Here is a 12,831-nt window from a genome sequence, read left to right as displayed (position 1 = left end):
TCAGGCGCCTCCCTTTGGCGAGACGGACGACCTGACTGTCGCACCGGCAGCGCGGATTGCCCTGGTCATCTCAAGCGCCACGCTCTCGGCCACCCTGTCCGCCTCCGCTCTGTTCTCCTTTACGGAGACGATGTCGAGCTCGATCCTTGAGATTCCTTCCCTGGCGCCTCTGGGGTGGGACTTGATGTACGTCCCAGGATGCCGTTTCAGTTCCCTTTCTATAAACGGGGCGATGGCTGACTCGTAGATCCCTTCGACTTTCAGGTTGATTGCACTCCTGTAGAGCTTTCCAAGCCTCTTCGCGACCTCGGGCTCGACGGACCGCCCGAATATACCCCTCATTTCCGACGGCACTCCGGGCAGGCAGAAGATGACAGAACGGCCGACCTCAACTCTGACACCCGGGGCCGTGCCCACCTCGTTCAGCAGCGGTTCCGCGCCCGCAGGGAGGGTGGCCATCTTTTTCCTCGCCGGCGTGATTTCGATGTTCGCCATCCTTCGCTTGGCATAATGCTTCCTTACCAACTCCAGCGCCCTTGCGTTGACCGTCATCCTTCTCCCCAGCCCGAGCGCGACTCCGCGCAGCGTCATATCGTCTGGAGTAGGGCCGAGCCCTCCCATCACCACCAGGAAGTCGGTGTGCCTAGAGAGGCACGCTCTCAGTCCCGCAGATATCTCGCCAAGTTCGTCGTCAACGGTGGTAATCTCCTTAATCATGCTCCCCATCAGGGCTAGCCTCCTCCCCATCCAGTGGGCGTTGGTGTTGACCGTCCTTCCGATCAGCAGCTCCCTCCCCACTGCGAGCAGCTCGATTCTGACCAAGGCCATCGCTCGTATGATGCCAACCTTAAAACGAATCCGAAACCCGACAGCAACCATGGGCTTGGCTCCGCGCATGGTGGTCGGGGCTGGGATGCTGCTCCACAGGCGGAGGAAGCTCCTGCTTGTGAAGCGCGACGAGGAGCCGGACAGGGGCATGTGGTCCTTCCCCGGGGGGATGGTGGAGTTGGGCGAGAGTACGGAGGAGGCAGCAGTGAGGGAGGTCAGAGAGGAGGTTGGGTTGACCGTCAAGGTTGAGCGTCTATTCGATGTCGTCACTTACTTCCCGTCGGCCAGGAGGCCCAAGGCTAGGGACCAGCTTGTAGTCGTAGATTATCTGGGCAAGCCTCAGAGAGGGAGGGTGAAGCTTAACCATGAGTCATCGGATTTCGGGTGGTTCACGCCCGATGAGGTACAGCGGCTGAAGGCCTACAGGGACGTCAAGCGCTGTGCAAGGAAGTTCGCACTGATGAACTTAGACTGAGCCTTCATGCTCTACGCTGGGATGGTAGGGTGCGCGTCTTCGCCCGCGCCCTACTTCTCCTTGTTGCCACTCAGCCACCATTCGAGGTAGTCCGACTGCTGCCTCGATTTCTTTCTCCTCTCGTCTTCCGATGGCGTCTTCTGCTTGTACCTGATGTCCGAGAGTTGGTCCCTTGTGAGGAAGAGGCCGCACTTCTTGCATCCAAACCTCTTGGTGGGAGTGTCATACAGCATTATACCGCTGCATTCGGGGCATTGCTGATCCATTGACCTCTTGACTTGCCCGATGGCACAGCCCCTTAACTTTTGCTGTGGATTGGCTGTTCTGGCAAACAACCCCGAAAATCCGTTAAATATGGTATGGGCTTGAGCGGGAACTGTTGAGTGTGGCCGACAAGCTGGTGCTCGCGGGGCCCGCCTCCGAGGAGCTTGGCAGGTCTGTGGCTGCGAAGCTGGGCGTCGAAGTCCTGAGGTCTGAGTTCAAGGTCTTCCCGGACGGGGAGTCGAAGTTCACTGTCCACGAGAAGGTCGCCCACAAGAGTGTCCTTGTCATCCAGTCGACCTATCCGCCGGTCGACCAGCACCTCATGCAGCTGCTCCTCGCCGCCCATCAGCTGAGCCAGGACGGTGCAAAGGTCACGGCTGTCGTTCCCTACCTCGCATACGCTCGGCAGGACAAAGAGTTCCTGCCAGGGGAGGGAGTCACACTCGGGGCAGTCGCGCGTCTCATGAGGTCGGCGGGGATAAGGCGCGTGGTCACCGTCGACATTCACTCTACCGAAGGTCTGGCCCTCTTCTCGTTCCCAATCTACAGCGTCTCCGCCATCCCCTCACTCGTGGGCCACGTGAAGGGCAGCCTGGCCCTCAACGACCCAGTGGTGATAGCCCCAGACTTCGGTGCGTCGAAGCGGACCGAGGCGTTCGCCTCGCTATACGGAGCGAAGTACCTCCAGCTCTCGAAGAGCAGGGACAGGACGACGGGAGAAGTGAAGGTAGGTGATGCGGCGCTCGACGTCAAAGGAAAGGACGTCCTGATTGTCGACGACATAATCAGCACCGGAGGCACGGTCAGGGCGGCTGCAGAGGCTGTGCTGGGTCAGGGAGCCTCGAAGGTGGTTGCAGTCTGCGTCCATGGCCTTCTCGTCGGGGACGCAGCGGAGAAGCTTGAAGGCGCAGGCGTGAAAACGATAGTGGGCACAAACACTGTGCCAGGGAAGTACGGCATCGTCGACGTATCAGACTCAATCGCTTCCCACCTCAAGACTCTTGAAGAATAGGTCTCTTGTCCTGCTCTCCGGCGAGGGAACGACAATCCCAGCTGCGGAGGCGAAGGCGCTCTTCCTCACCTACGACCCTTCCTCCAGCTTCCAGTCCCCCGAGAGGCGGGTCCTGATTGCAGAGTCGAAGGCTGACCCAGCGACGGTCGCGCGCAGGATTGCATTCGCCCGCAGGGTGGGTGTGCTCATTGATGACCCATCCGAGGTTTCGCAGACAGTCCGGGGGAGGAGGGTCAGGATCAGAACCTTCTCTCTGGAGAAGCAGAAGCCCGGGCCAGAGCCCTACGGTCTACTCGACGGCCTCGACGTGAGGGTGGACTTGGAAAACCCAGAGTTTGAGTTCACGGTCGTCCAAGGAGCACGGCGTTACATCGCACTAACTGCCCCGAGACTGATGAGGCAGGGATGGTCGCACCGCCGACCAAGGAGGCGCGCCTACTTCCACCCCTCTGCAATCTTCCCGAAGCTCTCTCGGGCGCTGGTCAACCTCACGAGGTGCAGGGAGGGCAAGTTGCTCCTCGACCCCTTTTCAGGCACAGGCAGCATTCCGATTGAGGCATGGGACATCGGCCTCAACGTCGTCGCCTTCGACCAGGCAGCGGTGATGGCACGTGGCTCTCTCGCAAACATGAGGTTGTTCGAGCAATCTTGGGCCGGGGTCGTACGGGCAGACGCTTTCCGCCCTCCAATCACGCGAGTCGACGGGATTGCGACAGACGTCCCCTACGGCAGGGCAGCCAGCACCCGGGGGAGAAAAGCGAGGGACGTGATCCAGCTCACTATGGGGCTCGCGGTTTCAGTCCTGGGGGCAGGCTCGTTAATGGTGCTGATGCATCCGAAACTCATGCCGGTCGAGCCTCTGAGCGGACTCACCGTAGAAGACGAACACTACCTCTACGTTCATAAACGCCTCACGAGAGCAATCACAATCCTGAGGAGGAGTTAACCTTGGTCAGGCTGTCGGTCACGTTCCTAGGCACCAGCTCGGCCGCACCGACGAAGACCCGCGGCCTCCCAGCCATAGCAGTCCAACGAGAGGGCGACCTGATACTGATGGACTGCGGCGAGGGAATCCAGCGACAGGTGATGGCAATGGGCTTGGGCCTGAACAGGGACACCACGATCCTGATCACCCATCTACACGGCGACCACGTCACAGGTCTGCTGGGACTGCTCCAGACTATGAGCATGGCACAGAGGACCAGACCCCTCACGATCGTCGGGCCGACCAACCTGTCAAAGTGGCTCGAGGTCACCTCGGAGCTCCTCCACATCGGGCTGACCTTCCCGATTCGGTTCGTGCCAGCAAGGAGCGGCACTGTCCTGAGGATGAAGGAGTTCAACGTGAGGTCCGTGAGGGCGGACCACTCCATCGAGTGCTACTCCTACCTCGTGGAAGAAAGGGAGAGGCCAGGAGTCTTCTTCCCTGAGAAAGCAAAGAAGCTCGGTGTGCCCGAGGGAAAGCTTTGGTCGAGGCTCCAGAAGGGAGGGAAGGTCAAAGTGAAGGGAAGAATCATCAGCCACTGGGACGTGGTAGGCAGACCCAGGCCAGGCAGGAAGGTGGGGTACTCTGGGGACACGAGGCCCACAAAGAAGCTTGTCAGATTCTTCAGGGGTTGCGACCTTCTGATCTTCGACTCGACCTTCCGGGGCAGCGACAGCGACAAGGCAGTGGAGCGAAAGCACAGCACCTCGCTTGAAGCGGCGACAGTGGCAAAGGAAGCCCGGGTCGGGAGGCTCGTGCTCACACACTTCAGCGCGAGATACACTTCAGTGTCGAGCTTGGTGAGGGAGGCGCGGACAGTCTTCCCAGAAACCATAGCCGCCCGCGACGGCTTGAAGATTGAGGTGGACTACCCGCTTTCATAGGCAGTGAGCCACCGAATCAGGGAATCGAGCTGCTTCGACTCCAATGTCAGATACATCGGCCCCAGGGCCGACTCCTCTTCGGTGCTGCAGAGGGCGACGACCCCTGCCGCCGCCGCCTGCCTGTTGACCATCACCGTCGTCCTGTCGCCCTGTTTCCCAGCAAGGAGAAGCCTCCTCGCGGCTGCCCTCACATGCCTGTCCCTCAGCTGGTCATGGAGCCTCTCGACGCTCCTTGGGTCGTCCGAAGTTATCCTGAGCAACCACTTCCCTTCTTCCACCGAGTGTCTGGAATCGCCGACGACGTTCATCATTGCCCCCAAGACTTTCTGAGAATCCTCTGAAGACGAGAGAGTCGAGTCCAGAGTCAGGCGAAGCCTGAATTCAGGGTCCACCCTTCTCGACCCATCGTTCGACCAACTCCACAACGGTCTGTGACAGCTTGTCAGGCGTCGTGTGCTCGTTGGAAATCATCTCGTCGGCTAGGGCGATGGCCTTGCTTATGCCAACCTCGAGCTCCCTCTCGTCTCTCTTCAGGAAAGACTCGTAGAGTTGCGGGTCGTCGCTCCTCCTCCTCTCCTTCAAGAGTGCGAACCTCCTCTTCCTGGAAGCATGGACTGCGAGCAGGAGGACCTCGGTCGACCTGCGGAAGACCTCCACCTCTGCCATCGACCTTATTCCATCGACGACCACTCTGTCCGCCTTCGACCTTTCAACTAACTCCAAACATAGTTCTGCTACGGCTGCCTCACCACGCTTCCTCCTCAGGTCCTTCATCACTTCGCCCGTGTTCTTCTCGTCTGCCACGAGCCCCCTCCTCTTGGTCTCTTCCCGTATGATATCGCCCATCACCACCCTCTTCCACCCTCTGCCTACAAGGGCTTGGGCGGCGGTCGACTTGCCAGCCCCTGGCATCCCGGTGATGGCTACCAGCTTCAACTCCGTCCCTGCCGTATTACCTGATTTTATAAGCGAATTCAGCTCGTCGTGGGCTGGAAGAGAACTCTTGCGCGTCTTCGTGGCCCTGAACATACCTGATGCTCGCGTGATAGATAGGATGGTAGCCTTCCAGGGGGAACTCTCTGCCACTGGGGCCGACCTGAAACTGGTAGAGAGGCAGAATCTCCACTTCACGGTAAAGTTCCTCGGCGAAATCTCAGAGGCTCAGGCCAAGGAGGCTGCGACGAGGCTCCGGGCGTTGAAGCTGACTGGTATCGAGGCAACCGTGAAGGGAGTCGGTGCCTTCCCTCGCCCAAGCCGGCCAAGCGTCATCTGGGTCGGTGTGGCACATGACGACGAAGCTAGGGTCAATCCGCTCGCGACCTCTGTCGTAAAGGCGCTCGAAGGGATTGGAGAGAGCGACGACAGGCCCTACCAGGCCCACATCACAATTGCCAGGGTGAGGTCAGGGAGAAACAAGGAGGCGCTCGAGTCGTTTCTCATGACAAACTCGGAAAGGGATTTCGGTGGCGTGAAGCTGGCCTCGCTCAACCTCGTCTCCAGCCTCCTCACGCCGAAGGGGCCTGTCTACACCGACCTGGAGGTGTATCCTCTAGAATGAGATCGATAGAGCCAATCCTCCGCAGAGCCCTGACGCTGGTCCGACCTACGCCGGACGAGGAGAGAATCCTCCAACGGACGGCGGAGTTCATAGTTGAGAAAACGAGGAGAGCGGCATTAGCGTTCGCCGAGGTCAAAGAAGTGACGCTGGGGGGCTCCTTCGCCAAGGGAACCTGGCTTCCAAGTCATGCCGACCTCGACATTTTCCTGAAGCTCGACGTGAACACTCCCGACGACAAGTTCGAGGAGATAGGATTGAAGGTGGGCGCCGAGGCGACGAAGGGCCACCCGCGAGGGAAGAAGTACGCTCAGCACCCCTACACCGAGGCAAACGTCGACGGAGTGAAGGTGAACATCGTTCCTTGCTACGATGTGAAGCCGAAGGAGTGGAAGAGCGCAGCCGACAGGTCGCCGTTCCACGTCGAACTCGTCAAGAAGATGTCGCAGGATCAGAAGGACCAGGTCAGGCTCCTCAAGCAGTTCATGAGGGGCGTCGGCACGTACGGCGCTGAGATCGAGATACAAGGATTCAGCGGCTACGCGGCCGAGGTCCTCATCATCCAGCACCATGATCTGCTCGGCGCTCTGAAGTCATTCGCAGAGATTAAGCGGCAGGCAGACGGGAAGCTCCTGCGTCTTCCGGATCCTGTCGACCCCGAAAGGGACCTCGCACGGGCCATGTCGGACGAGAAGCTCGCAAGGATGGTCCTAGCGTCCAGGGAGTTCCTAAGTAACCCTTCCATAGCATGCTTCGGCAGGATGCGCGGAAGGATTCGGCCGGCGATGAAGGAGAACGTCGTCGCGGTTGTCTTCGCCCATTCGAAGCTCAGCGAGGACACCCTCTGGGGGGAGCTGAGGCGGACGATTAGGCACGTTCGGAGGCACCTTGAGGAGAAGGGTTTCAAAATCGCCAGGGCTCTCCCAGCGTCGAACAACTCCAATTCGAGCGCCTTCATTTTCGTGCCCGAGTTCCACGCGCTCCCGCGCCTGGAGCAGCGGCTGGGACCGACAGTCGACAGGAAAAAGGAGACTGAGACGTTCGTCAAAGTGAACAGGCGCAGGGCGAAACTGATTTGGGTTGACGACGATGCCAGGGTCAGAATCCTTCAAGAGAGGGAGTGGACGGATTTCTCATCCTTCCTCGCCTGGATTGCAAAGGCTGGAGCCAGGAAGACTGGCGCATCCGACGAGGTAGGGAGAGGGATGGCGAGGACGGGACGTGTGCTCTCCGGCCGCTCTCTCAGGCGTATGGCGACGTCAGCCCGATGGCTGCGCGACGGGATGGACGAGATTGCAAGCGACACAGCCGGAACAGGCGCCTCCTGAGCAGCTGACGCGAACGCCGTACATCCAGATTCTGACTTACCCCAAGATCTCGTTGCGCACCGCGAACGCAAGAATCAAACAGTTGTCTCGTCTAGGCGTCGAGTCCCTCATCTTCCAGGGCAAGTCGAAGATTGGCCGGTTGGGCATACTGGGGTTAGGCACTGTGGGGCTGGTCGTGAAGTGTACGGCTGGAGGTCGGGTCTGCGCCCTGAAGATAAGGAGGACAGACGCCAACAGGGCCAGCCTGGACGATGAGTTCAGGTTGACAACTCTCGCCAATCGACTCGGCATAGGCGCGCCAGTCTACGGACACACAAAGGACTTCCTCCTGATGAAGCACCTCGACCACGTCGAACTCTCTGACTGGTTCAGGGGCCTCAAAGGAGAGGGATCGCGAATGCGAGCCAGAGAGATGCTTCACGCAGTCCTCAACCAATGCAGGAAGCTCGACATACTGGGGCTCGACCATGGCGAGCTGAGCGACCTGCGGAAGCACGTAGTCGTCGCGGAGGGCGTTCCTTGGATCCTCGACTTCGAGTCGGCAAGCACCGGCAGGAGACCGAGGAACGTCACCTCGGCCGCTCAGTACCTTCTAATCGGTGGGAAGGTGTCCCCTCTTGTGAGGAGGCTGATTGGACTAAAGGACAAGGGGCGGGTGCTACGTTTACTCGCCGAGTACAAAGGTGACCTCTCCGACTTCCGCTACGCTCGCCTACTTGAGGAACTTCACATCGTTTCACCCTGATCGGGATCTAGAACTCACTCTCCCGTGAGACAACCCTCAGCCTTCCTCCTCAACCGTCTGTAAGTCTCGTGACTAGTCCAACCAGCCCTCAGTTGGACACCATACTTTCAGGCTCCCCTCGCAACCAAAGTGAATATGTCGGGAATCCTTTAAAGCGCCTGAACCTCGCGCAAATCGACAGACATGAACGGCAAGGTAGTACACTTTGAAGTTCCCGCAAGCAAGCTGAAGCGCGCCCAATCTTTCTACAAGGACGTCTTCGGCTGGCAGATGAGTGACGTGCCAGAGATGGACTACACCATGGTAACGACAGGTCCGGCCGACAAGAACGGCATGCCCACGGAGCCAGGATCCATCAACGGTGGAATGATGAAGAGGACCAAGAGATTCGCAGGCCCGATAATCACCATCCAGGTCGACGACATCGACGCCACTCTTGAGGATGTCAAGAAGCGCGGAGGCAAGGCGGTGGTGAAGAAGACGCCGATTGGACAATTCGGGTTCAGTGCCTACTTCAAGGACACCGAAGGCAACCTGATGGGCCTCTTCCAACCTGCCAGCGCATAGCTGACTTCAGAGTCTTCTCGGGATTGCGGCCCGCCGTCGAATCGGGCGGGGCATTCCCAGTATTGAAAATCATGCCCTAGCTTAATATGGGGACGTCGAGGCCGTCATTCCGTCAAGTGAATGAGAGATAAGGTCCTGGTAGCGCTGGTCATGATATTTGCTCTGGCCAGCCTCGGCATAGGATATGCCGGCGCTGCAGTGGTTGGCGTTGGCACTGTGACTACAACCACCACCCAGACTACGACGGTGACGCAGACTTCTGCCACTCAGAACGCGAGCGAGCCCTACACACTGACATTGGTGATCAGCACAGGCAACATCTACAACTCAACGGTGGGTGACCAGCCTGCCTTCTACGTGCTGGGGCAGAACGGGCTCCAGCCTGCGACATCCATCTCCTTGCCAGCTCACAGGCTCATCAAGCTCGTGATATTCAACTACGACGACGGGAACGCGTCCCTTGTTGACCCCTCTTACGCAAAGGTCAACGGAACGACGGGAGGAACAATCACATTCGCCAACAACGACATCATCAACTCCACCCAGACTACTTCTGGAATCTCGATAGTGGGTGCCCAGACTGTCTACGGCGTCCCAGTGGACCAAATAGCCCACACATTCACGATTCCTTCACTAGGGATTAACGTGCCAGTGCCGGTTTCATCTGCCGTTGTGGCAACCTTCACGCTGGACAAGAGCGGCACTTTCACGTGGTTCTGCATGACCGCTTGCGGCAGTGGGGCTGACGAGCTTGGTGGGGCCATGGTCACACCTGGATGGATGACCGGCTCTGTCACAGTCGGCTAGGCACATCGCTCCGAACCGACAAAAGGCTATTAGCGGTTTATCGCTGCCTCGGGCAGCAAGGGGCCGTCGTCCAGTTTGGTCTAGGATACCAGCCTGGGGAACGCTTTGTCCAGAACGCTGGCGATCGCCGGTTCAAATCCGGCCGGCCCCATCATCTGCATTTTGTATACATACTGCTTCTGAGTTTAGCGCGTTTGGACTCGGACACCACCAAACGCAAGATGAACTTCGCAAGTCTGACTGCGGAGAACCAAATGCTGAACCTCAAACTATAGACAATTCTCTTGCTTACCCTTTCATCAAGGCACCATGCGGCTTCTTCTCAACAACCCAGCAGCCAACTCGAACGGCAGTGAATCGAAAACCACTTGGAGTTACAGCTAATGAGAAGGAAAGGGGTTAAGGCCGCAGATTCTGCGAAGATTCGCCGGAGGATGCCTTTTGGGGAAGCACAATGTTCCTCACAGCACCAAAAATCCCCCCAACGATTCCGCAGGCTGCCACCCCGAAAGGTCCAAAGATCAGCCCCACGGCCGCACCAACGACCGTGCCGTAGACGAACCCCTGAATCTTATCGTTCCTCCGGTTCTGTAACACGGCCAGGCCAGTGAGAACATAATTGGTCGCATACAAACCGACATAGACGGGAGTGAACGCCCTGATAACTAGGATGTCCAGGTACCAAAGATACGCTGTGAAGAGGTTTCCTACCGTGAGCAGAACAAGCAGTTTCTTCTCTAGGTCAATTTTGCCCAGCCTTGTCGACCAGAGACCGACAGCGAGCACGACCGGGAACCAAACAACGCCAAAGAACCAGTATGGAACTCCAAAGAAGGACGCGTATGGGGAGTAGCTGACCTGAAAAGGGTTAGTGGAGAATGCATGTTCTAACCACGCGTGGTAGAAGGCGAGGATTGTTCCTATGACACCGAAGTCTATGAATGCCCTTGAAGCTCTCGATGCCAATCGATCCACGGTAACCGCAAGCACTAATGTATAGATGAGACGATTTTCAATGCTGAGAATCAACCTGAGGAAGGCTGGATTCCATCGAGTCAATCGGTGCGAACGGTCGTGAAGGTGTTCGGCCTGCTCTTCCTCATGAGCAGACCAAGCGCAAAATTCACGACTAGATCTCTGACAGAATGGCGGTCAGTGCGGTCGCCGAGACCACAGCCCCGTGTGATGGGTCAAGTCTGACCGGGCTCGTTATCAACGGGTACCTGACCATTCGTCGGCTGATATGAGAACTTCATCTTCACGATGGGTGATGAGAGTACGGAGACCTTGTCAAGGCATTGCAATCTTCTAGGCCACAGTAATCGTCCCTTCCATCCAGCCAGCTGAAGACATTGCTCCTTCCGACCCGTTCGGGCCGAACCCGCAGGGCGTCAAACAGATCCACTGGTAAATCCCGGCGTGAGCGAAGTAGAGGTACGCAATCTCTGTGTTACCGCCCACAACTGGGATGTTAATTCCCAACTGCTGAATGGTGAATGTGTGCGCGAGCAAGCTGGCGGGCACCGATGTCACGTTCTGGCCCCACGGCATGGGGGTGCTTGCCATCGAGGCCGTCGTGCCGTTAATCATGTAGACCATGCCGCCCACGGTCCCGTTGACCAACCCGTCCTGCTGTTGGCTGCCCGGAGTCGGTGTGTCATAGGACACGATTGTGACCTCAACCAGTGTCTTGACTGGGAGACTAATGTTCGCTGAGGACTCGAGTCCATTCGGCCCCACGAGGTAGAACTTGGGTTGGGAAGTCGTGGAGTTCCAAGCGGTGTTCATCGGTTCAATCAGCATGAGCTGGTAAGGACCGCCAGTCGGCTTGGCGGTCGTTGCGGGCGTCACGGTCACAGTGGCAAAGTAGTAGCCCAGAGCGGCAGCGAGCACTACAGTGCCGACCACCAACGCCGCGGTCCCACGCATGTACCTGTCCAACCGATACCAGGACATGGAACTCAGAGACGGCCTTAAAAGGCCGAGATACAATTCTCAGGTTTGAAAATCGTCTCCATGAGGTTGAGATATTCACTAACAGGCTAACGGAATTCCTCGAGTCGTTTGGGCCCGCGTGGATAGTGATGATAGCAGACGTCGACGCCCCCAGCGTGCTGACAGGCGCCGTAGCCGGAGCCACCTATGGCTATGGTCTGATATGGTTCTTCCTTCTGCTCATCATTCCTCTGTTCTTGATCCAGGAGGCTAGCGGGAGGGTAGGCGTCGCGACTGGAAGGGGTCTGGGTGAACTGATACGGGAGAATTACTCGAGGAAGGTCGCGGTGCTGGCGACCTTTCCTATGGCCACAGTGGATGTCGTGAGTTACATTGCGGAGTACACGGGGATTGCGGTTGGGATGGGGCTTATGGGCATTCCGCCCATCATTTCTATGCCTGTGGCCTACGCGGCCCACATCGCAATCATACTCAGAAGGAGGTTTGTGACAATAGAGAAAGCGTTGTTTGCTGTTGCCACGGTGCTAATTCTCTCCTACGCTGGCTCCCTTTTTGTGAGAGGAGTCACTCCCTCTGGCATCATTTATTTCAGCACGAGCCCACAGTTCCTGTTTCTATTGGCAGCGAGTGCCGGCGCGGTTGTGATGCCGTTCATGCTCTTCTACCAGGCTTCGGCTACCGCCGAGAAAGGGACGGTGCGTCTGTGGGCGATGCGACTGGAGACTCTCGTTGGGGCTGTCGCCAGTGAAATTGGCATGGTGGTCATCATAATGGCTAGCTCCGGACTCGGTTCATCTCTTAATTTCGCGGATCCAAGGACACTCTCTCAGGCGCTTACATCAATCGCAGGTGTCTATGCACCCTACCTGTTCGCCGTGGGCCTGGTGGCGGCGGCATTCCTCGCGCTTGTGGTGATCTCTCTTGCCAGCTCCTGGGCTGTGGTGGAAGCGCTGGGCTGGCGGAAGAGCAACTTCTTCTGGATATACTTGCTAGAGTCGATTCCGGCCGTCGTCGTACCCATCTTCGTTTCAAACCAGCTGGCACTTGTCCTGAACTTGATGGTTGTCTTCGTTTTCGTGCTCGTCGGACCCGGAATCCTGATGGGGCTTTTGGCATCGAACAGACGCATCATGGGCAACTATGTTTCAAAAGGACCCTGGAAGGTCGCGTACTGGCTCAGTCTAGCGGCCATATTGAGCTTCGGTGTCGCCGCGGTGCTCGCGGCTGTGTAAGTAATCATGAGAGGGAGCGACGCTGAGGCTTCGATGTGATTACTGCAACAGGAGACTATTTTCTGACAGACCTTACAACATCAGGGTAGGGTCGAATTACAACTGCTCTTGCAGCAGGTCATGCAGGAAGTCGTTTCTGGCCGGACACCATTGACAAGCACAGAGCGTTTCCGCCAGTCATGGACCAGAACCT

General features: G+C 57.9%; 16 protein-coding genes and 1 tRNA gene. 11 read left to right on the top strand and 6 right to left on the bottom strand.

Features of this window, described 5'->3' with window-relative positions; genetic code table 11:
* Entirely contained in the window at positions 1-822 is an 822-nt protein-coding gene (locus LYZ69_01945) for a hypothetical protein (protein ID MDV3277213.1), read from the bottom strand.
* A 91-nt stretch (positions 823-913) separates the two neighbouring features.
* On the opposite strand from LYZ69_01945, the gene LYZ69_01940 reads away from it, so the two are divergent.
* Positions 914-1,303: an NUDIX domain-containing protein gene (locus LYZ69_01940; protein MDV3277212.1), complete on the top strand. Its 390-nt coding sequence runs from the start codon at positions 914-916 to the stop codon at positions 1,301-1,303.
* A 50-nt stretch (positions 1,304-1,353) separates the two neighbouring features.
* On the opposite strand, the gene LYZ69_01935 is transcribed toward LYZ69_01940, so the two are convergent.
* Entirely contained in the window at positions 1,354-1,569 is a 216-nt protein-coding gene (locus tag LYZ69_01935) for a hypothetical protein (GenBank protein ID MDV3277211.1), read from the bottom strand.
* Between the two features lie 119 nt (positions 1,570-1,688).
* Between LYZ69_01935 and LYZ69_01930 the strand changes: the two genes are divergently transcribed.
* The 3 genes from LYZ69_01930 to LYZ69_01920 are packed head-to-tail and all read left to right on the top strand — an operon-like array spanning position 1,689 to position 4,448.
* On the top strand, positions 1,689-2,579 hold the full coding sequence (locus LYZ69_01930) for a ribose-phosphate pyrophosphokinase (protein ID MDV3277210.1): 891 nt from the start codon (positions 1,689-1,691) through the stop codon (positions 2,577-2,579).
* Positions 2,569-3,525, top strand: a complete 957-nt coding sequence (locus LYZ69_01925; protein ID MDV3277209.1) for a hypothetical protein — start codon at positions 2,569-2,571, stop codon at positions 3,523-3,525. Before LYZ69_01930 ends, LYZ69_01925 begins: the two co-directional genes overlap by 11 nt.
* Positions 3,526-3,527: 2 nt before the next feature.
* A complete protein-coding gene (locus LYZ69_01920) occupies positions 3,528-4,448 on the top strand; it encodes a ribonuclease Z (protein ID MDV3277208.1) in 921 nt (306 codons plus the stop codon).
* Here the strand turns inward: LYZ69_01920 and LYZ69_01915 are convergent.
* Positions 4,433-4,759 carry a hypothetical protein gene (locus LYZ69_01915; GenBank protein ID MDV3277207.1) on the bottom strand — a complete coding sequence of 109 codons (327 nt, stop codon included), beginning with the start codon at positions 4,757-4,759 and terminating at the stop codon, positions 4,433-4,435. The two genes, LYZ69_01920 and LYZ69_01915, sit on opposite strands and share 16 nt — an antisense overlap.
* 70 nt (positions 4,760-4,829) lie before the next feature.
* Entirely contained in the window at positions 4,830-5,384 is a 555-nt protein-coding gene (locus LYZ69_01910) for an AAA family ATPase (GenBank protein ID MDV3277206.1), read from the bottom strand.
* A 67-nt stretch (positions 5,385-5,451) separates the two neighbouring features.
* Between LYZ69_01910 and thpR the strand changes: the two genes are divergently transcribed.
* From thpR to LYZ69_01880, 6 genes are all read left to right on the top strand, one after another.
* Complete coding sequence (gene thpR / locus LYZ69_01905) at positions 5,452-6,006, top strand: RNA 2',3'-cyclic phosphodiesterase (protein ID MDV3277205.1); 555 nt, start codon at positions 5,452-5,454, stop codon at positions 6,004-6,006.
* Positions 6,003-7,331, top strand: coding sequence for a CCA tRNA nucleotidyltransferase (gene cca, locus LYZ69_01900; protein MDV3277204.1), 1,329 nt, complete (start codon positions 6,003-6,005; stop codon positions 7,329-7,331). The genes thpR and cca overlap by 4 nt, the downstream gene beginning before the upstream one ends.
* Complete coding sequence (locus tag LYZ69_01895) at positions 7,297-8,076, top strand: hypothetical protein (protein MDV3277203.1); 780 nt, start codon at positions 7,297-7,299, stop codon at positions 8,074-8,076. Before cca ends, LYZ69_01895 begins: the two co-directional genes overlap by 35 nt.
* A gap of 183 nt (positions 8,077-8,259) precedes the next feature.
* The gene (locus LYZ69_01890) at positions 8,260-8,643 is read left to right on the top strand and encodes a VOC family protein (GenBank protein MDV3277202.1); all 384 of its coding nucleotides are present in this window, start codon (positions 8,260-8,262) and stop codon (positions 8,641-8,643) included.
* A 120-nt stretch (positions 8,644-8,763) separates the two neighbouring features.
* A complete protein-coding gene (locus LYZ69_01885; protein ID MDV3277201.1) occupies positions 8,764-9,450 on the top strand; it encodes a hypothetical protein in 687 nt (228 codons plus the stop codon).
* A gap of 59 nt (positions 9,451-9,509) precedes the next feature.
* Positions 9,510-9,601 (top strand) — tRNA-Pro (locus LYZ69_01880).
* Between the two features lie 248 nt (positions 9,602-9,849).
* On the opposite strand, the gene LYZ69_01875 is transcribed toward LYZ69_01880, so the two are convergent.
* Both LYZ69_01875 and LYZ69_01870 read right to left on the bottom strand, forming a co-directional pair.
* Complete coding sequence (locus LYZ69_01875; GenBank protein MDV3277200.1) at positions 9,850-10,416, bottom strand: hypothetical protein; 567 nt, start codon at positions 10,414-10,416, stop codon at positions 9,850-9,852.
* Positions 10,417-10,758: 342 nt separating this feature from the next.
* On the bottom strand, positions 10,759-11,391 hold the full coding sequence (locus LYZ69_01870) for a hypothetical protein (GenBank protein MDV3277199.1): 633 nt from the start codon (positions 11,389-11,391) through the stop codon (positions 10,759-10,761).
* Positions 11,392-11,534: 143 nt separating this feature from the next.
* On the opposite strand from LYZ69_01870, the gene LYZ69_01865 reads away from it, so the two are divergent.
* Positions 11,535-12,638 carry a divalent metal cation transporter gene (locus LYZ69_01865; protein ID MDV3277198.1) on the top strand — a complete coding sequence of 368 codons (1,104 nt, stop codon included), beginning with the start codon at positions 11,535-11,537 and terminating at the stop codon, positions 12,636-12,638.
* Positions 12,639-12,831 lie beyond the last annotated feature (193 nt).

This window comes from Nitrososphaerales archaeon (genome assembly GCA_032906765.1).
GTDB lineage: Archaea > Thermoproteota > Nitrososphaeria > Nitrososphaerales > Gagatemarchaeaceae > DASPPF01.
Note: the sequence above shows the minus strand (reverse complement) of the source record. Positions and strands in the feature narration are given on the sequence as shown.